This window comes from Helicobacter pylori (assembly GCF_002832345.1).
Lineage (GTDB): Bacteria > Campylobacterota > Campylobacteria > Campylobacterales > Helicobacteraceae > Helicobacter > Helicobacter pylori_CP.
In genome coordinates, this window is sequence record NZ_PHLZ01000024.1 from 1 (window position 1) to 17382 (window position 17382).

General features: G+C 40.6%; 15 protein-coding genes. 10 read left to right on the top strand and 5 right to left on the bottom strand.

Annotated elements, in window-relative coordinates:
• Both CXY28_RS06890 and ppa read left to right on the top strand, forming a co-directional pair.
• Window positions 1–848, top strand: an 848-nt coding sequence (locus tag CXY28_RS06890; RefSeq protein ID WP_232779993.1) for a glycosyltransferase family 25 protein, incomplete at its 5' end; no start/stop codon positions are given.
• Window positions 849–903: 55 nt separating this feature from the next.
• Complete coding sequence (gene ppa / locus CXY28_RS06895) at window positions 904–1425, top strand: inorganic diphosphatase (protein ID WP_001047358.1); 522 nt, start codon at window positions 904–906, stop codon at window positions 1423–1425.
• Window positions 1426–1573: 148 nt separating this feature from the next.
• Here the strand turns inward: ppa and CXY28_RS06900 are convergent, their stop codons facing one another.
• Genes CXY28_RS06900 through CXY28_RS06915 form a run of 4 tightly spaced genes read right to left on the bottom strand, consistent with a single transcriptional unit; the run spans window position 1574 to window position 6669 of the window.
• A complete protein-coding gene (locus CXY28_RS06900; protein WP_100980163.1) occupies window positions 1574–3820 on the bottom strand; it encodes an endonuclease MutS2 in 2247 nt (748 codons plus the stop codon).
• A 14-nt stretch (window positions 3821–3834) separates the two neighbouring features.
• Window positions 3835–4200, bottom strand: coding sequence for a hypothetical protein (locus CXY28_RS06905; RefSeq protein WP_078249071.1), 366 nt, complete (start codon window positions 4198–4200; stop codon window positions 3835–3837).
• Complete coding sequence (gene murC, locus CXY28_RS06910) at window positions 4200–5549, bottom strand: UDP-N-acetylmuramate--L-alanine ligase (protein WP_100980164.1); 1350 nt, start codon at window positions 5547–5549, stop codon at window positions 4200–4202. Before murC ends, CXY28_RS06905 begins: the two co-directional genes overlap by 1 nt.
• Window positions 5542–6669, bottom strand: a complete 1128-nt coding sequence (locus CXY28_RS06915; RefSeq protein WP_100977566.1) for a succinyldiaminopimelate transaminase — start codon at window positions 6667–6669, stop codon at window positions 5542–5544. Before CXY28_RS06915 ends, murC begins: the two co-directional genes overlap by 8 nt.
• A gap of 153 nt (window positions 6670–6822) precedes the next feature.
• Here CXY28_RS06915 and ispG point away from each other — a divergent pair, with 153 nt between their 5' ends.
• The 4 genes from ispG (at window position 6823) to CXY28_RS06935 (ending at window position 12460) form a co-directional block, all read left to right on the top strand.
• Window positions 6823–7902, top strand: coding sequence for a flavodoxin-dependent (E)-4-hydroxy-3-methylbut-2-enyl-diphosphate synthase (gene ispG / locus CXY28_RS06920; RefSeq protein WP_000892473.1), 1080 nt, complete (start codon window positions 6823–6825; stop codon window positions 7900–7902).
• A gap of 2 nt (window positions 7903–7904) precedes the next feature.
• Window positions 7905–9110 (top strand): 2,3,4,5-tetrahydropyridine-2,6-carboxylate N-succinyltransferase, encoded by a 1206-nt coding sequence (locus tag CXY28_RS06925; protein WP_100980165.1) that lies wholly within the window; start codon window positions 7905–7907, stop codon window positions 9108–9110.
• A gap of 10 nt (window positions 9111–9120) precedes the next feature.
• Window positions 9121–10179: a tetratricopeptide repeat protein gene (locus CXY28_RS06930; RefSeq protein ID WP_100980166.1), complete on the top strand. Its 1059-nt coding sequence runs from the start codon at window positions 9121–9123 to the stop codon at window positions 10177–10179.
• Window positions 10180–10408: 229 nt separating this feature from the next.
• Window positions 10409–12460, top strand: coding sequence for a DUF262 domain-containing protein (locus tag CXY28_RS06935; RefSeq protein WP_100980167.1), 2052 nt, complete (start codon window positions 10409–10411; stop codon window positions 12458–12460).
• A gap of 47 nt (window positions 12461–12507) precedes the next feature.
• Here the strand turns inward: CXY28_RS06935 and mdaB are convergent, their stop codons facing one another.
• Window positions 12508–13092 carry an NADPH:quinone oxidoreductase MdaB gene (mdaB, locus tag CXY28_RS06940; protein ID WP_100980168.1) on the bottom strand — a complete coding sequence of 195 codons (585 nt, stop codon included), beginning with the start codon at window positions 13090–13092 and terminating at the stop codon, window positions 12508–12510.
• A 169-nt stretch (window positions 13093–13261) separates the two neighbouring features.
• Here mdaB and CXY28_RS06945 point away from each other — a divergent pair, with 169 nt between their 5' ends.
• From CXY28_RS06945 to hydD, 4 genes are read left to right on the top strand one after another with little or no spacing between them, the layout of a single operon-like run.
• Window positions 13262–14416 carry a hydrogenase 1 small subunit gene (locus tag CXY28_RS06945; protein WP_100980169.1) on the top strand — a complete coding sequence of 385 codons (1155 nt, stop codon included), beginning with the start codon at window positions 13262–13264 and terminating at the stop codon, window positions 14414–14416.
• 9 nt (window positions 14417–14425) lie between these two features.
• On the top strand, window positions 14426–16162 hold the full coding sequence (locus tag CXY28_RS06950; RefSeq protein ID WP_078245519.1) for a nickel-dependent hydrogenase large subunit: 1737 nt from the start codon (window positions 14426–14428) through the stop codon (window positions 16160–16162).
• A 12-nt stretch (window positions 16163–16174) separates the two neighbouring features.
• Window positions 16175–16849, top strand: a complete 675-nt coding sequence (gene cybH / locus CXY28_RS06955) for a Ni/Fe-hydrogenase, b-type cytochrome subunit (protein ID WP_000359862.1) — start codon at window positions 16175–16177, stop codon at window positions 16847–16849.
• The gene (gene hydD, locus CXY28_RS06960) at window positions 16846–17382 is read left to right on the top strand and encodes a hydrogenase biosynthesis protein HydD (protein ID WP_000078614.1); all 537 of its coding nucleotides are present in this window, start codon (window positions 16846–16848) and stop codon (window positions 17380–17382) included. Before cybH ends, hydD begins: the two co-directional genes overlap by 4 nt.

The window sequence follows — 17382 nt, forward strand, 5'->3', positions numbered from 1 at the left end:
GACTCAGATGGTTCTTTGGGGTCTTGTTGCGTTTCATTAATCAAATCTTGTTGCGCATCTTGTGTGGGATTGGGGGGGGGGCCCCCAATCCCACACAAGATGCGCAACAAGATTTGATTAATGAAACGCAACAAGACCCCAAAGAACCATCTGAGTCTTGCAAAATAGCACCCAAAAAAATCTCTTTTAATCAAGTGGTTTTTAAAAAAATTAAAAGAAAACTCAACCACTTCATTGGAAGTATTTTAGCTCGGACGGAAGTGTATAAGAAACTCACAGGAAAATACGATGAACTCACAGGAAAATACGATGAACTCACAGGAAAATACGATGAACTCACAGGAAAATACGATGAACTCACAGGAAAATACGATGAACTCACCAAAAAATACGAATCCTTATTGGCAAAAGAGGCAAACATCAAAGAGACCTTTTGGGAAAGGCGTGCTGATAGCGAAAAAGAAGCCTTTTTTTTAGAGCATTTTTACCTCACCAGCGTGTATGTGGCTTCTACGGCAGGCTATTACCTCACGCCTAAGGGTGCTAAAACCTTTATAGAAGCCACGGAGCGTTTTAAAATCATAGAGCCGGTGGATATGTTCATAAACAACCCCACTTACCATGATGTGGCTAATTTTACCTATTTGCCTTGCCCTATTTCTTTAAACAAACATGCTTTCAATAGCACCATTCAAAATGCAAAAAAGCCTGACATTTCATTAAAGCCTCCTAAAAAGTCTTACTTGGATAATCTTCTTTATGATCAATTAAACACTAGAAAGTGCTTAAAAGCCTTTCACAAATACAGCAGACGATACGCTCCTTTAAAAACCCCTAAAGAAGTTTAAAAAGAGCGGGCTTTATGTTAGAATAAGTCTTTTTTATTATTCAAAGGAGATTGCAATGAATTTAGAAAAACTAGAAATTAGCCATGACGCTGACGCTTTGTGCGTGGTAATTGAAATATCCAAGCATTCTAATATCAAATACGAATTGGATAAAGAAAGCGGGGCTTTAATGGTGGATAGGGTGCTTTATGGGGCGCAAAATTACCCTGCAAATTATGGCTTTGTGCCTAACACTTTAGGATCTGATGGCGACCCTGTAGATGCGCTTGTTTTAAGCGATGTGGCTTTTCAAGCCGGGAGCGTGGTGAAAGCGCGCTTGGTTGGGGTTTTGAACATGGAAGATGAAAGCGGAATGGATGAAAAATTACTCGCTCTACCCATAGATAAGATCGATCCCACGCATTCCTATGTCAAAGATATTGATGATTTATCCAAACACACTTTAGATAAAATCAAGCATTTTTTTGAAACTTACAAGGATTTAGAGCCTAATAAATGGGTGAAAGTCAAGGGGTTTGAAAACAAAGAGAGCGCGATTAAGGTTTTAGAGAAAGCGATAAAAGCCTATCAAGGCTAAAGATCTTTAAGGGTTTTGGCTCAATTAAGCTTAAAACCCCTTTTTAACGCTCTTTTAAAAAGGCTTTGTTCTCATTGGGTGTTGGTGTGAAATGGCTTTGTATTTAAAGCGGATTTTTATATTAATCCCCCATAAAAAGCGCCAAAAACTACAATTTAACGATTTTAACCCCACTACCGCCTAAGTTAATGGGAGCGTCGCTAAAGCTTACCACTTTGGGGTGGTTTTTTAAAAATTCTTTCACAAACTTTTCTAAAATCCCGCTCCCTTTTCCATGGCAAATAAGCACTTCTTCAAAACCCCCCAAAAGCGCGTCGTTTAAAAAAGCGTCTAGTAAATCCAGGGCTTCTTGGCTGCGTTGCCCCCTTAAATCAAGGCGCAAGCTCGCTTCTTTGGGTTTAGGAATGGTTGTTTTAGGGGGTTTGAATTTGTTTTTAGGGGGTTTTTGGATTTTTTTCAACAAACTCCCATGCGCTTTCAAGCGCATGCCAAGCTCGGTTTCTATCCAATAATAGCCCTTGTCTAAAATTTGCACAATCAGCACGCTTTCATTCTTGTAGCGCGCTTTTTCGTTAGCTTGAAAGCTCGTTATTGTTTGTGGGATCTCTTGGTTTGTTTTATGTTTGTTTAAAATTTCGCTCGCTTTATGGATTTCTTTATGCATGGAGCTGGTATCTTTTGAAGCGACTTCGCTTTTTAAGATATTTAGGGCTTGTTGGTAGGATTTTTCCAATTCCAATTTTTTATGGTGAAAGATTTCTTTTTGTTTTTCCATTTCTAAAAGCCATGCGTTTTTTAAATCTTCTTGTTCTTTTAAAGCGTCCTCTAAACGTTCATTTTTTTGCTTCAATTCCCTTTCTAACGCGCTGGAATTTTCAATCAAAACATTCAATTTTTCCTTATCTTCGCCATAGAAGGCTTTCGCTTTTTCAATCAAAAAATGCGGCACGCCATAGCGTAAAGCGGTTTCAAACGCATAGCTTTTGCCAATAACCCCTTTTAAAAAAGTGTAAGTGGGCCGTTCTTTTTCTTCGTCATAAAGAGCGGCCAGTAATTCCACTTCCTTGTTTTCTGCCATCAACACGCTCAGGCGTTTGTGGTGCGTGGTGATAACGATCTGGTTGTTTTGTTTGAGCAATTTTTCCAACAGGGTTTTATACAAGCTGCTCGCTTCATCAGCGTCAGTCCCTAGCTCAATTTCATCAACGCCTAAAAGCATGTTTTCTTTGGATAAAAGAGCGCTAAATTGCTTCATTCTGCCGGCGAAAGTAGAGATATTGTTCGCGCTGTTTTGGGGGTCGTTGATAATGGCGTGGATTTCTTTAAAATAGGGGATAATGGAATGATGAGCGTTGATTTTCATAGGAATGAGATGCTTGCTCAAAAACGCCGCGCTTAAAAGCGATTTTAAGAGCATGGTTTTCCCACCCGCATTCACGCCGGTAACAGCGAGCATGGATTTTTCAAACTTCAAATTTAAGGGCTTTGGCTCTTTTAAAATGGGGTGCGAAAAGTTTTCTAAAACCATTTTTTTTTGCGTAAAGCTTGGCATGACAAATTCTAAATTATAAGCTTTAGCAAAATTGAGTCTGGCTTGCAAGCTATCTAAAAAATCAAATTCTTTGAAAAGGAATTTTAAAAATAAAAGGTGTTTTTGCAAGCTACGGCTTAGAGTTTGACACATTTCAACGATACAGCAATCTATTTCATTATCAATTTGCGCGATTTTTTGCGCGATTTTTTGCGCGCTTTCAGGCAAGAGATAGAAATAGCCATTAGCACTCCTTTCTAGCACAACGCCTTTAATCGTGCTAGAAAACCCGCTCTTTAATAAAAGGCATTCATAACCATGCTTAAGGTGGCTTTGCGTATCCACTAAATAAGGGACAAGCTCTTTAGAGCGGGTGTAATGGTGAATGATTTTAGCGCTCTCTTTTTTAAGGCGGTTCAAGCTTTCATTCAAAGCGTCTAGGGTAGCGTTCGCCCCTTGTTTGATCTTTCCTTCATCATCCAATAAAGCGATCAGATCGTTAAAAAAAGGGGGTAAAACAATAGCGTTAAGGCGTTCATGAAATTTTAAATGCGTGAAAGTTTTAAAAGCGTTTTGTAAAATGACAATGTAGCGCAATCGTTTGACAATCTCAAAAATTTCATCTAAATGGAGCGTCCCTAATTTGGTGAGTTTAATAACAATAAGATCGCTTTCTTTCACGCTTTTAGGGGCGATCAAACCGATCGCATCCACTTCGTTTAAATAAGTGAAAGTTTGCTTGAGATCGTTTTCTAAAGCGATAGTATCTCTTTCTTTGGCAAAAAAGGTTTTAAAAAGAGCGATAAACTCTTTTAAATCCAGGCTTTCTTCTAGGGGTTTGGGTGGGGTATTATTATTATTCATTATTCATTGGGTATTCATTGGGGTTGGATTAAGGGATCTTTTTGAAGCGTTTGACAAGAATCCAAATCCACAAGAACGTCTTTCATAGGGGTTTGTTTTTTGCCTAAAAAGCTCAAAGTCCCGCTCACTAAATTAAAGGTTTGGTTATTGACTTTAATGCCTTTACACAACAAGGTTTCCCCCCTTAAAAACGCTCTTTGCAAAGCGATTTCTTGTTGGTTTTGTTGGTTTTGTTTATAAGTATAAACGCTGATGCTTGCCCCTATAATCCCTACGATTAAAAAAGCTACAAGTTTTTGTTTGGGGCTTACTAAACCAAAATCCCTTAAAACTAAAAATAATAAAATCAGCGTTAAAAATAAAACAACTGCTGCACCCATTACATTTCGCCTCTTAATTGATAGGTAATATCCCCCGCTCCAAAGCCTATCACAAAGCCTTTTTCAATCGTTTCTACCACATTATCATTGACTAACAGCTCTAAAAAATCCCCTTTTTTACGCACTCTGTCTATAAAGGTGGGGTTATAATGTTTAAAATGGGCTTTCAAATCAATGTCTCTTTTGACTTCACTCGCACTATAAACGGGTAAAATGATCAATCTGTCGCAATGCTCTAAAAAACATTTTTTAAACTCTTCTAAATTATCCATTAAACGAGAATATTTGTGCGCTTGCCAGATCACAATAATTTTTTCTTGCGTGTTCAATAAGTTAGCATAAATCCTAGCGCTTTTTAAAGTGGCGTTAATTTCAGTAGGGTGGTGGGCGTAATCATCAATGAGGATGAGCACGTTTTTTTGCAAAATATCAAAGCGTTTTTTAATGCCTTTGAAATTCAATAAATTATTTCTAATTTCTTCTAAATCCAATTCATCTAAAGCGCTTAAAATGGCCAAACTCGCATTCGTGGCGTTGTGTTCGCCTAACCCCCACACCAAAAAAGCCCCCAAATCTTTCAATTCAAATGAAGTGTAAGGCTCGCCGTCTTTTAAAATGTATTGAATGTTGCGAATGTCTTTTTTTTCTAAAACAATGGCGTCTTTAGAATAGTTTTTTAAAAAAGGATCTTCTTTATAGATCACTCTTTTTTGAGCATGGTCTAAAAAATATTCATAAGCGAAGAAAAAGCGCTCTAAATCGTGATTGTAATGCTCCAAATGTTCTGGCTCTGTGTTAGGCACAATCGCACAAAAAGGGTTAGAAAATAAAAAACTTGAATCGCTCTCATCGGCTTCAAAAACCAAGCTCATATCCGCACTCTCTCGCACATTGGAATCAAACTCTTTAGAATGTGCCCCAATAATCGCTCCAAAAGCAGGGCAAATCGCACTCAACATGGCCGTGATACTGCTCTTTCCATGAGCCCCACACACGCTAAAAACGCGTTTGTCTTTAAGGATAGAATATAAAGCGTCTTTACGAGACAAAATAGGGATTTCTAATTCCTTAGCCCTTTGTATTTCGGTATTGTCTTCTTTGATAATGGCTGAATGGATGATGACATCTTGATCTTTAATCGCCTTTGGATCGTGCGGGATATTAATTTCTACGCCTAAAGCTTTCAAATACTTAACGCTAGGGCTTATGGCAATATCAGATCCGCTGATCTTAGCCCCTTGCGCTTTAAGGTATTTGGCTAAGCCTGAAATGCCAATCCCCCCTATACCGATAAAATGGATCTTGCAATCTTGCAGGTTTTTGAGTAAAACTTTTGGGGTTTCAAGCATGATTTTCTCGGTAAGTTTCTATGATTTCTAAAGGCTTTTCTAAAAGGGGGGTGTCATAGACAAGGGCTAAACGCACATAATCAGCGCCGATACGATTACGCCCTAAATACAAAGCCGGTAAGGTGGTAATGCCTTCGTTTTGATAAAGTCTTTTGGCAAAATTTTCGCCGTTTTGAACGGGCAGATACACATAAAAACTATAAGGATAAATGAGCGTGTCTTTAAAGGTTTTTCGCGCCAGTTTTAAATTATTCGCATAAATATTGCGGAAAAATTCTGCATGCCTATCATCTAGCCAAGCCACTTCACTAGCCTTTTGGATCGCATTAGCGCTCGTATAGCCTAAATAAGCGCGAAACGCTTTGTATTTTTCTAGAATGCGACTATCCCCAGCGATAAAACCACTCCTTAGCCCTGGAGCGCTAGATCGTTTGGAGAGCGAGTGGATCACTAAAACATTTTTAAACGCTTCATTACCAGCCAGCATGCAAGCTTCTAAAAGCGAAGGGGGAGGCGTATTTTCATAAATTTCACTATAACATTCATCATTGATTAAAATAAAATCATGTTTTAAAGCGAGTTTGACCCAAGCGATCAATTCTTCTAAAGAAAGGGTTCTTCCGGTGGGGTTGTTAGGGGAATTTAAGATCACTAAATCCACTTCTTGCAACTCTTTTTCATTCAAGCTTGGAGTGAAATCATTTTCTTTAACTAAAGGCATTAAAAGGCTTTTGGCTCTAGCGAATTGGGCTGATCCTTCATAGATTTGATAAAAGGGGTTAGGGTAGGCGATAGTGGGGTTTGGATAGTCAAATAAAACAAAACTAGGGAAATTGAATAACACTTCCCTAGATCCTAGCGTGGAGATGAGTTCGTTTTCTTTCAATTCTATCTTGAAACGGCGTTTAAAAAAACCCCTTTGAGCCTCTCTTAAACTCTCTTCAAACGCACTTTTAGGGTAGATATTGAGCGAATGGGTGTGGTTTTTGAGGGCGTCTTGAATGAATTTGGGCGTTTCAAATCGCGGCTCGCCGATGCCTAAATCTAGCCCCTTTTTTTTAGGGGTGATTTCTTTAAACAAGGCTCTTAATCGTTCAAAAGGATAAGGCTCAAAGGTCATAGGGCTACTTTAATCTTAAAATGGAATGGTTAATCTTACCTAAAATTTAAGCGTTTATCATTGAAAGCGTTAAAAAAGAGCGAAAGAGAGCATAAAAGAAAGGGCATAAAAGAGTATAATAGCGCATAAGAATTTAACTGATGAAGAGGTTTAATGCTGGAAAATAGAGTTAAGACCAAGCAAATTTTTATCGGTGGCGTGGCCATAGGTGGTGATGCTCCCATAAGCACGCAAAGCATGACCTTTAGTAAAACCGCTGATATTGAAAGCACTAAAAATCAAATTGACAGACTCAAACTCGCCGGGGCTGATTTAGTGAGGGTGGCGGTGAGTAATGAAAAGGACGCCCTAGCCTTAAAAGAATTGAAAAAAGTGTCCCCTTTGCCTTTAATCGCTGATATCCATTTCCATTATAAATTCGCTCTCATTGCCGCTCAAAGCGTTGATGCGATCAGGATTAACCCCGGAAACATCGGCTCTAAAGACAAAATCAAAGCGGTGGTTGATGCTTGTAAAGAAAAAAATATTCCTATAAGAATTGGCGTGAATGCCGGGAGTTTAGAAAAGCAGTTTGATCAAAAATACGGGCCCACCCCAAAAGGCATGGTAGAAAGCGCTTTGTATAACGCCAAACTTTTAGAAGATTTGGATTTTACCAATTTTAAGATTTCTTTAAAAGCGAGCGATGTGATGCGCACCATAGAAGCTTACAGGATGCTACGCCCTCTTGTGATCTATCCTTTCCATTTGGGGGTTACTGAAGCGGGCAATCTTTTCAGTTCTAGCATCAAATCCGCCATGGCTTTAGGGGGGCTTTTAATGGAAGGCATTGGGGATACGATGCGCGTATCCATCACAGGGGAGTTAGAAAATGAAATCAAAGTGGCTCGAGCGATTTTACGCCATAGCGGGCGTTTGAAAGAGGGGATCAATTGGATTTCTTGTCCCACTTGCGGGCGTATTGAAGCCAATTTAGTGGATATGGCGAGCAAGGTAGAAAAACGCCTGAGCCACATTAAAACCCCTTTAGACATTAGCGTGATGGGTTGCGTGGTGAACGCTTTAGGTGAAGCCAAGCATGCAGACATGGCGATCGCTTTTGGGAATCGCAGCGGTTTGATCATTAAAGAGGGTAAGGTCATTCACAAACTGGCTGAAAAGGATTTGTTTGAAACCTTTGTCATAGAAGTGGAAAATTTAGCTAAAGAAAGAGAAAAGAGTTTAAAGGATTAGGCATGATCAATAAGTTTAAAAATTTTGTGAGCAACTACCAGCAATCTAACCACTATAAAGAGCCTTTAGGTTTTGGCATTGCCAGAGTGGATATTGCCCCTATTTCCAAAAAGATTTTATGCGCCACTTACCCCGTTTTGAACTGGAAAGATGAAAATTTAGGCTCTTATGCGGTGTTTTGCAACGCATTTTCTCAAGAGAGGGTCATCAAAGAAAGCGCGAGCGAGCGCGTCATTGAGATTGATGAAAGTTTTGTGTTAAAAGCGCTGGATTTTTATACGCCCTTTTTGAATGAAGCCTATTCCAATAAAATGGCTCATAAAAACATCCAAGTGGTTTTAGAGCTTTTAAAGGCTTTAGAAGAAAATCGTTTGAAAAATAGCGATGGGGAGTCTCTTTATCGCTTGGTGATCTTGTTTGAAGATAAGCCTTGCGAGAGCGTGGAGAGCGCGTATATGAAACTTTTAGCGCTCTCTTTAGGGAAAGCCCCTTTAAGGAGTTTGAATTTAGAGAGTATTTTTAACCAGCTTTCTAATGCGGCTTGGAGCGGCAACAAGCCTTATGAATTAGAATGGCTCAGAATGAACGAAGTGGCTTTAAAAATGCGAGGCCATTTCCCTAGCATTGATTTTATAGATAAATTCCCGCGCTATTTGATGCAATTAATCCCTGAGTTTGACAATATCCGCTTACTGGATAGCTCAAAAACGCGCTTTGGGGCGTATTTAGGGACCGGAGGTTACACCCAAATGCCCGGGGCTAGTTATGTGAATTTTAACGCAGGGGCTATGGGAGTGTGCATGAATGAGGGGCGCATTTCTTCATCAGTGGTGGTTGGAGCAGGCACTGATATTGGTGGGGGAGCGAGCGTTTTAGGCGTTTTAAGCGGAGGGAATAACAACCCCATTAGCATCGGGAAAAATTGTTTGCTAGGGGCTAATAGCGTTACCGGCATTAGTTTAGGCGATGGCTGTATCGTGGATGCAGGCGTTGCGATACTAGCTGGGAGCGTGATAGAAATTGAAGAAAATGAGTTTAAAAAGCTTTTAGAAGTGAATAGCGCTTTAGAAAAACATGCCAATAATCTTTACAAAGGCAAAGAGCTTTCCGGAAAAAATGGCGTGCATTTTCGTTCCAATAGCCAAAATGGTAAGCTGATCGCTTTTAGGAGCGTGAAAAAAATTGAGTTGAATCAAAACCTACATTAAGGATTAAAGAATGCTCAAAAAAAGTTTGTTATTGCTTGTTTTTTTAGTCTTACAGCTTAGCGGTGCTGAAGAAAACAATCAAGCCCCAAAAAACACGCCCCCCGAATTAAACCCCGCTAACGCTAAGGGCACGCCAAACCCTAACACCCAGATCACCCCTAAAAACGATAACTCTAATTTATTAGACAAATTAGGTTCGCCTGAAAACGCTCAAACCGAGCTTTCTGCCGGTATTGAACTGGCTAAAAAGGGCGATTATCAAGGGGCTTTCAAGCTTTTTTCCCAATCGTGCGATAATGGTAATGCGGCCGGGTGTTTTGCAGTGGGGTCGATGTATGCTAATGGGGTAGGGATCCAAACGAACAGATTAAAAGCCGCTCGCTATTATGAAATGGGTTGCAGTGGGGGCGATGCGACCGCTTGCGCGAATCTGGCTCAAATGTATGAAAACAAGAAAAATGCGGATACGAACGATAAAGAAAACGCTTTGCAATTGTATGCGGTGGCTTGTCAAGGGGGGGATATGATCGCATGCAATAATTTGGGGTGGATGTTTGCTAACGGGAGTGGGGTCCAAAAAGATTATTACAAAGCGATAAGTTATTATAAATTTTCATGCGATAATGGGAATGATATGGGGTGTTATAATCTGGGCTTGATGTCTAATGTGAAGAATATTTATGGCATTGATAAAGCACAACTCAGTCAAGTGGATTTGAATTATTTGGCTTGTAACGCTGGGGATATGATGGGGTGCGCGAATTTAGGCTGGATTTATGCGAATGGGGATTTAGGGGCTCCTTTGAATAACCACTACGCGGCGAAATATTTTCAAATGGCGTGCGATGGGGGGATTTTGGGAAGCTGCAACAATTTAGGCGTGCTGTATCAAAAGGGTTTAGGCGTGCCTCAAGACGATCAAATGGCTTTGGATTTATTCTCGTATGCGTGCGATAATGGTTTTGAGTCAAGCTGCCGTAATTACGGGAACTTCAAAGAGCATTTATTGCGCGTGAATCCTAATTACGGGCGCTTGTTCATGCCATATAATTCTTATGAGATACCCTAGTCATAGCCATTTCTCAAGAGGATAGGGTGATATTAAAATCATTCTCGCTCCCATTAACTAAACCCCCCTAAAGATCGCATTTTTAAGAGATTACCACTTGCTTTATGCAAGCTCTTTTGTCTTTTTTGGATAAATTTAGCCACAAATTGCGGTTTTTTCAAAAATTTAAGCTCTTTTTTTTTTGATTTAATGCTCGGTGTGATTTTAATCTTATTTAAAAGGAAGAGCTATGAGAGTCAAAGAAAGCACCATTAACGACTTTTTTGCCTTAACAGGCACGATATTTTCTATCCCTGTATACCAGAGGAACTACACTTGGGAAGAAGAAAATTGTGAAAAATTACTGCGAGATATTATCAGTATCTCTCAAAATAAGAAAACGCATTTCATGGGTTCTATCACTTATATTTTGCATCATATTGATGATGAAAAGAGCTTAAGACAACTGCAAGAATTTGTCATCATTGACGGGCAGCAAAGGATTACCACTATCATGCTTTTGCTTAAAGCCATAGAGACCAAGATACCAAATGAAGAGGTAAAAAAAGAGATTGACGGGCTACTCAATTTTTCGGGACAAAGGCTACGCCTAAAGCCCATTAAAAGCGACAAAGAAGCCTTTGATCTGGTCATGCAAAATCGATCGCATGAAATACAAGGCGTATCACACATCAGGAATAATTATAAATTTTTCACCAAAGAGCTTGACAATTATATCAGCAAAGGGGTTCGCATAGAAGAGATTTATGGCGCGTTTTTGCGGCTTAAAATCGTAGCCATAGGATTAGAGTTAGGTGGAGACGATCCGCAAGTGGTGTTTGAAAGCATTAACGCTACAGGCGTGCAATTAAAAGGGCTGGATCTCATCCGCAACTATCTGATGATGGGGGAAAATTCTGACAACCAGAATCGTCTTTATAATACTTATTGGGTTCCTTTAGAAGATTGGCTTGGTGAAAGGGATTTGAATGATTTTATCAAAACCTATTTGAGAATCTACCTTGAAGATAAATTAAAAAAAGAAGAGCGTGAAGTGTATTACGCGCTCAAAGCCCACCACAGAGACAATTTCTCTGATGATATACAAGGTCTTATGAGCGATATGCGTGAATATGGCAGAATCTATCAAATCTTTTTAGACAGAGATCATTATTTTTTACATCGTGGAGACCCGCAACAGTTAGCGAATTTACGCCTGCGCATTAAAGATCTTGTGAAAATCAAATTTGGCGTGGCAAAGCCCTTTGTTTTGCGTTGCGCCAGAGACTTTGAAGAAGGCAAATTGGATTATGAAAACTTCCATGAAATCTTGCAAATCCTTATCAGCTACTTCGTGCGCCGGAGCGTGTGCGGGGATCCTGCCCCTGCACTTGCTGAACTTCTTTATTCTTTATACAGACAGCTAGGGGAAGATGTTTCAGCCGATGCATTGAAGCGGTATTTGGGCAAGAGCGTTGGACGAACGGCGTTCCCTAATGACGATAAAATTAAGGCGGCGTTTGCTGTGTGTAACGCTTATGCAGCAAATCAAGTGTGCAAATTCATTTTGCTTGAGATTGAAAAGTTAAGCAACGCCGAACCGCCAAAAGAAGAGAATTTAGAAGTAGAGCATTTCTACCCCAAAACCCCCACACAAGAATGGCGCGATAGGGTGGGAGATTATTTCACTTTTGAGCAAGACTATCTCAATAATTTTGGGAATCTGACCTTATCAGAGCAAAATCAAAGGCTTGGCAACAAACCTTACGAGGCAAAAATTGCACTTATGGAAGAACACAGCTCCTTGCATTTAAACGACTATTTCATCAATAACACCCATTCTTGGGGGATAGAAGAAGTGAAGGCTAGGAGCGGATATTTAGCGAATCAATTTTGTCAAGTGGGATTGTTTAAAGATTTGCCTAAAGAATACCGCGCCAGAGAGATTAACAAAACCCTTGATGATGACTTAACTAATCATAATCTTCAAAGCGTTAAGCTCCCCAATCATCAAAGGAAAACAGCAAGAAACGCTAAGGAATTGGCTAGCGTTGTCATAGATTACTTGCTAGAAAACGCCAGAGAAGCCTTTGAAAGCTACACAGACGATGAATCTCCAAGATATATTTGTTGGGATAAAGCCAAAGCGCAATTAAGGGATAGAGATGGCACTCTTGTTGTGCCTTTTGAAAAATACGGATTCTACTTTGTGAGCAATGCGAGTTATCAAACGGTGGGCAGTAATCTTAGGGATCTTATCTTAGGCTGTGATCTCAATCCCAGAGACTTTATTGTGGAATAAACAAGCCCCCCAAAGAAATGGGGGGGTAAAAAGCTCTTATTTTAAAATCACTTGCTAAAAGCTTGGTGCAAATGCGTGGTTAGGGAGTTAAGATACTGCTCTACTTGGGGGTTTTTCACCACATCGTTGCAAATAAAAGTGGGCAACGCTGAAAGCCCTAAAAATTGGAACGCTTTATGCAAATGCAAATACACAACATCCACACCCACCCCTTCAAAAAATTCATTAGGATCGTTAAAGGCTTCAATGGGAGCGTTCCAGGTCAAGCTCAACATGTATTTTTTGCCTTGCATTAAGCCTCCTTTCCCGTAGTTTTTAGTGGGGTTTTGCGAGCTTCTGCCATCGCTAGCATAAAGCTTCCCATACCCTGTGCTAAAGACTTCATCAATGTATTTTTTCACAATCCAAGGCTCTCCCATCCACCAGCCAGGCATTTGCCAAATCGTCGCATCAGCGCTAACGATCTTTTCCACCTCTTGGCTATGATTATAGCCCTTATCCACGATCGTTGTATCCACTTCTAGCCCTAAAGACTCTAGAGTTTTTTTTGCATGTTGGGTCAAAGTTTCATTGAGTTTCCCCCCAGAGCTCCCGAACGCTTTGCCCCCATTAATGATGAGTACTTTTTTCATTTTGTTCCTTTTTTAATAAATTAGGGGGGTATTCTATCCAAATGAAACTTAATGAAACTTAATATTAAAGAAATTCCCTTAATCTAAATAAAAACTAAAAAACAATCAATTGCAGCTGTATTATTTTTATTATGTTAAGATAATGAAAATTTCCAATTAAGGAGTGGTCATGTTCTACGATGAAAAAAAGACCTATCAAAAGATTGAAGAACGCCTTGATATAGTCAGTTCGTTTAACGCTCATAACGAGCATAAGAATTTGCAAGAGGAGTTTGAGGGTGTTGGCATTTCTAGGCGCGATTTATTGAAGTGGGCGGGCATGATGAGCGCAGCGTTAGCTTTGCCGGCTAGTTTTGCTCCCTTGACTTTGAAAGCGGTGGAAGTGGCTAACAGATTGCCCGTGATTTGGTTGCACATGGCAGAATGCACCGGCTGTAGCGAGAGCTTGTTAAGGAGTGCAGACCCCACCATTGATAGCATTATCTTTGATTACATCAACCTAGAATACCATGAGACCATTATGGTAGCGAGCGGTTTTCAGGCTGAAAAAAGCTTGCATGACGCCATAGAAAAGCATAAAAACAATTATATTTTAATGGTAGAAGGCGGTATCCCCCAAGGCACAGAATACTTCCTCACTCAAGGCCCAAACGCTGAAACGGGGGCTGAAGAGTGCAGAAAGGCCGCTCAACATGCAGCCGCTATTTTTGCCATAGGCACATGCTCCAGTTTTGGGGGCGTGCAAGCGGCTTACCCTAACCCCTCTAACGCGCAACCCTTACACAAAATCATTGATAAACCCGTGATCAATGTTCCCGGTTGCCCGCCTAGTGAAAAAAATATCGTGGGCAATGTGCTTTATTACTTGATGTTTGGCACTCTCCCTAAATTAGATGCGTATAACCGCCCCTCTTGGGCTTATGGGAACAGGATCCATGATTTGTGCGAGAGGAGAGGGCATTTTGATGCGGGCGAATTTGTGGAGCATTTTGGTGATGAAAACGCTAGAAGGGGTTTTTGTTTGTATAAAATGGGCTGTAAAGGGCCTTACACTTTCAACAATTGCTCCAAACTCCGCTTCAATTCACACACTTCTTGGCCCATAGGCGCAGGGCATGGGTGTATAGGGTGTTCTGAGCCTAATTTTTGGGATACGATGAGTCCTTTTGAAGAGCCTTTGGCGAATCGCTCCATTAAAACCGCTTTTGATGGCTTAGGGGCTGATAAAGTGGCGGATAAAGTCGGCACGACTTTGCTTAGTGCAACCGCTATTGGCATTGCCGCGCATGCGCTCCTTTCTAAAGCGATCAAAAACAAAGAGTAAGGGATTAACATGTCAAAAAAAATCGTAGTCGATCCTATCACTAGGATTGAGGGGCATTTAAGGATTGAGGTGATCGTAGATGATGATAATGTGATCACCGATGCGTTTTCTTCTTCTACGCTTTTTAGGGGGCTAGAAACGATCATTAAAGGCAGAGACCCACGAGATGCAGGCTTTATCGCTCAAAGGATTTGCGGGGTATGCACTTATTCGCATTATAAAGCCGGTATCACTGCAGTAGAAAACGCTTTAGGCATCACCCCCCCATTGAACGCGCAATTGGTGCGATCTTTGATGAACATGGCGTTGCTTTTTCATGACCATGTGGTGCATTTCTATACTTTGCATGGGCTTGATTGGTGTGATATTATGAGCGCTTTAAAAGCCGACCCTTTTGAAGCTTCAAAACTTTCTTTCAAATACAGCCCTTATCCCATTAATACCGGTGCGGGCGAATTAAAAGCGGTTCAAAAACGCTTGAATGATTTCGCTAAAAGCGGATCTTTGGGGCCTTTTAGTAATGGCTACTATGGGCATAAAACCTATCGTTTGAGTCCAGAGCAAAATTTAATCGTCTTAAGCCACTATCTCAAGCTTTTAGAAATCCAAAGGGAAGCGGCGAAAATGACCGCTATTTTTGGGGCCAAACAGCCTCACCCACAAAGCCTAACGGTAGGGGGTGTTACGAGTGTTATGGATATATTGGATCCGACGAGATTGGCTGAATGGAAGAGCAAGTTTGAAGTGGTGGCCAATTTCATCAACCATGCCTACTACCCTGATTTGGTGATGGCAGGCGAAATGTTCGCTAATGAGCAATCGGTTATCAAAGGCTGTGGCTTAAGGAATTTTATCGCTTATGAAGAAGTGTTGCTTGGAAAGGATAAATACCTTTTGAGTAGTGGGGTGGTGCTTGATGGGGATATTTCTAAATTACACCCCATTGATGAGAGTTTGATTAAAGAAGAAGTTACGCATTCTTGGTATCAATACGAAGACACTAAAGAAGTGCAACTCCACCCTTATGACGGGCAAACGAACCCGCATTATACCGGTTTAAAAGACGGCGAGAGTGTGGGGATTGAAAATAAAATAATCCCTGCTAAAGTGCTTGACACTAAAAATAAATATTCTTGGATAAAATCACCCAGATACGATAGTAAGCCCATGGAAGTAGGGCCTTTAAGTTCCGTAGTGGTAGGATTAGCGGCGAAAAACCCTTATGTTACTGAAGTGGCTACTAAGTTTTTAAAAGACACTAAACTGCCTTTAGAGGCGTTGTTTTCAACGCTTGGGCGCACAGCTGCAAGGTGTATTGAAGCTAAGACTATCGCTGATAATGGCCTTTTGGCGTTTGATGCGCTAGTGGAAAATCTAAAAAGCGATCAAAGCACTTGCACTCCTTATCACATTGATAAAAATCAAGAATATAAAGGGCGCTACATTGGTCAAGTGCCAAGGGGCATGCTAAGCCATTGGGTGCGTATTAAAAACGGCGTGGTGGAAAATTATCAAGCGGTGGTGCCTTCTACTTGGAATGCGGGGCCTAGAGATTCTCAAAATCAAAGGGGGGCTTATGAAATGAGCTTGATTGGCACTAAAATCGCTGATTTAACCCAACCTTTAGAAATCATTAGGACCATCCATTCTTTTGACCCATGCATCGCATGCTCAGTGCATGTGATGGATTTTAAAGGGCAGTCTTTAAACGAGTTTAAAGTAGAGCCTAATTTCGCTAAATTCTAAAAAGGGTTACGCATGGATAAAATGAATAAGGTCGTTTTACACAAAGAGTATTCAGGTTTTGTGCGCTTTTTCCATTGGGTTAGGGCTTTGAGTATTTTCGCTTTAATCGCTACAGGGTTTTACATCGCTTACCCTTTTTTGCAGCCTAATTCCAGCTTTTATAAAGGGGTGTATCTTTTACAAGCTTATGTGCGCTCTTTTCATGTCATGTTTGGGTTTTTACTCATTAGCGCATTAATCTTTAGAACCTATCTTTTTTTCACTAAAGAAAGCTTGATGGAACGCAGGAGTTTTGGCCAACTTTTAAGCCCAAAAGCCTGGATAGATCAGATGAAAGCGTATTTTCTTATCAGCGGCAAACCCCACACTAAAGGAGCGTATAACCCTATCCAACTCGTGGCTTATTTCACTTTGGTTGTTTTAATCGTATTGATGAGTTTGAGCGGGATAGTGCTGTATTATAATGTCTATCATGCGGGGCTTGGGGCGTTTTTAGCAAGTGCTTTTAAGTGGTTTGAAGCGCTTTGTGGGGGGTTAGCGAATGTTCGTTTTATCCACCACTTAGCGACTTGGGGGTTTATTTTGTTTGTCCCTGTGCATGTTTATATGGTGTTTTTCCATTCTATCCGGTATGATAGTTCAGGGGCGGATTCTATGATTAATGGCTATGGTTATACCAAAGAATGAGTCAAAAAATCCTAATTTTAGGCATTGGCAATATTCTTTTTGGCGATGAAGGGATTGGGGTGCATCTAGCCCACTACCTTAAAAAGAATTTTTCTTTTTTCCCTAGCGTGGATATTGTGGATGGAGGGACTATGGCTCAGCAACTCATTCCTTTAATCACTTCATATGAAAAGGTTTTGATTTTGGATTGCGTGAGCGCTAAAGGCGTTGAAATTGGATCGGTTTATGCCTTTGATTTTAAGGACGCCCCTAAAGAAATCACATGGGCTGGGAGTGCGCATGAAGTGGAAATGCTGCACACTTTAAGGCTCACGGAGTTTTTAGGGGATTTGCCTAAAACTTTTATCGTGGGGCTTGTGCCTTTTGTGATAGGGAGCGAGACCACTTTCAAGCTCTCAAGCGAAATGTTAAACGCTTTAGAAACAGCCTTAAAAGCCATAGAAACCCAACTCAACGCATGGGGAGTTAAAATGCAACGCACCGATCATATCGCCCTAGATTGCATCGCTGAACTCTCTTATAAGGGTTTTTGA

What these genes read in the sequence shown, in the direction of transcription:
- ppa (WP_001047358.1), top strand. Translation starts at nt 904, where the DNA reads ATGAATTTAGAAAAACTAGAAATTAGCCATGACGCTGACGCTTTGTGC.
- CXY28_RS06925 (WP_100980165.1), top strand. Translation starts at nt 7,905, where the DNA reads ATGATCAATAAGTTTAAAAATTTTGTGAGCAACTACCAGCAATCTAAC.
- ispG (WP_000892473.1), top strand. Translation starts at nt 6,823, where the DNA reads ATGCTGGAAAATAGAGTTAAGACCAAGCAAATTTTTATCGGTGGCGTG.
- CXY28_RS06915 (WP_100977566.1), bottom strand. Translation starts at nt 6,669, where the DNA reads ATGACCTTTGAGCCTTATCCTTTTGAACGATTAAGAGCCTTGTTTAAA.
- mdaB (WP_100980168.1), bottom strand. Translation starts at nt 13,092, where the DNA reads ATGAAAAAAGTACTCATCATTAATGGGGGCAAAGCGTTCGGGAGCTCT.
- CXY28_RS06935 (WP_100980167.1), top strand. Translation starts at nt 10,409, where the DNA reads ATGAGAGTCAAAGAAAGCACCATTAACGACTTTTTTGCCTTAACAGGC.
- CXY28_RS06900 (WP_100980163.1), bottom strand. Translation starts at nt 3,820, where the DNA reads ATGAATAATAATAATACCCCACCCAAACCCCTAGAAGAAAGCCTGGAT.
- CXY28_RS06905 (WP_078249071.1), bottom strand. Translation starts at nt 4,200, where the DNA reads ATGGGTGCAGCAGTTGTTTTATTTTTAACGCTGATTTTATTATTTTTA.
- CXY28_RS06950 (WP_078245519.1), top strand. Translation starts at nt 14,426, where the DNA reads ATGTCAAAAAAAATCGTAGTCGATCCTATCACTAGGATTGAGGGGCAT.
- CXY28_RS06945 (WP_100980169.1), top strand. Translation starts at nt 13,262, where the DNA reads ATGTTCTACGATGAAAAAAAGACCTATCAAAAGATTGAAGAACGCCTT.
- cybH (WP_000359862.1), top strand. Translation starts at nt 16,175, where the DNA reads ATGGATAAAATGAATAAGGTCGTTTTACACAAAGAGTATTCAGGTTTT.
- murC (WP_100980164.1), bottom strand. Translation starts at nt 5,549, where the DNA reads ATGCTTGAAACCCCAAAAGTTTTACTCAAAAACCTGCAAGATTGCAAG.
- CXY28_RS06930 (WP_100980166.1), top strand. Translation starts at nt 9,121, where the DNA reads ATGCTCAAAAAAAGTTTGTTATTGCTTGTTTTTTTAGTCTTACAGCTT.
- hydD (WP_000078614.1), top strand. Translation starts at nt 16,846, where the DNA reads ATGAGTCAAAAAATCCTAATTTTAGGCATTGGCAATATTCTTTTTGGC.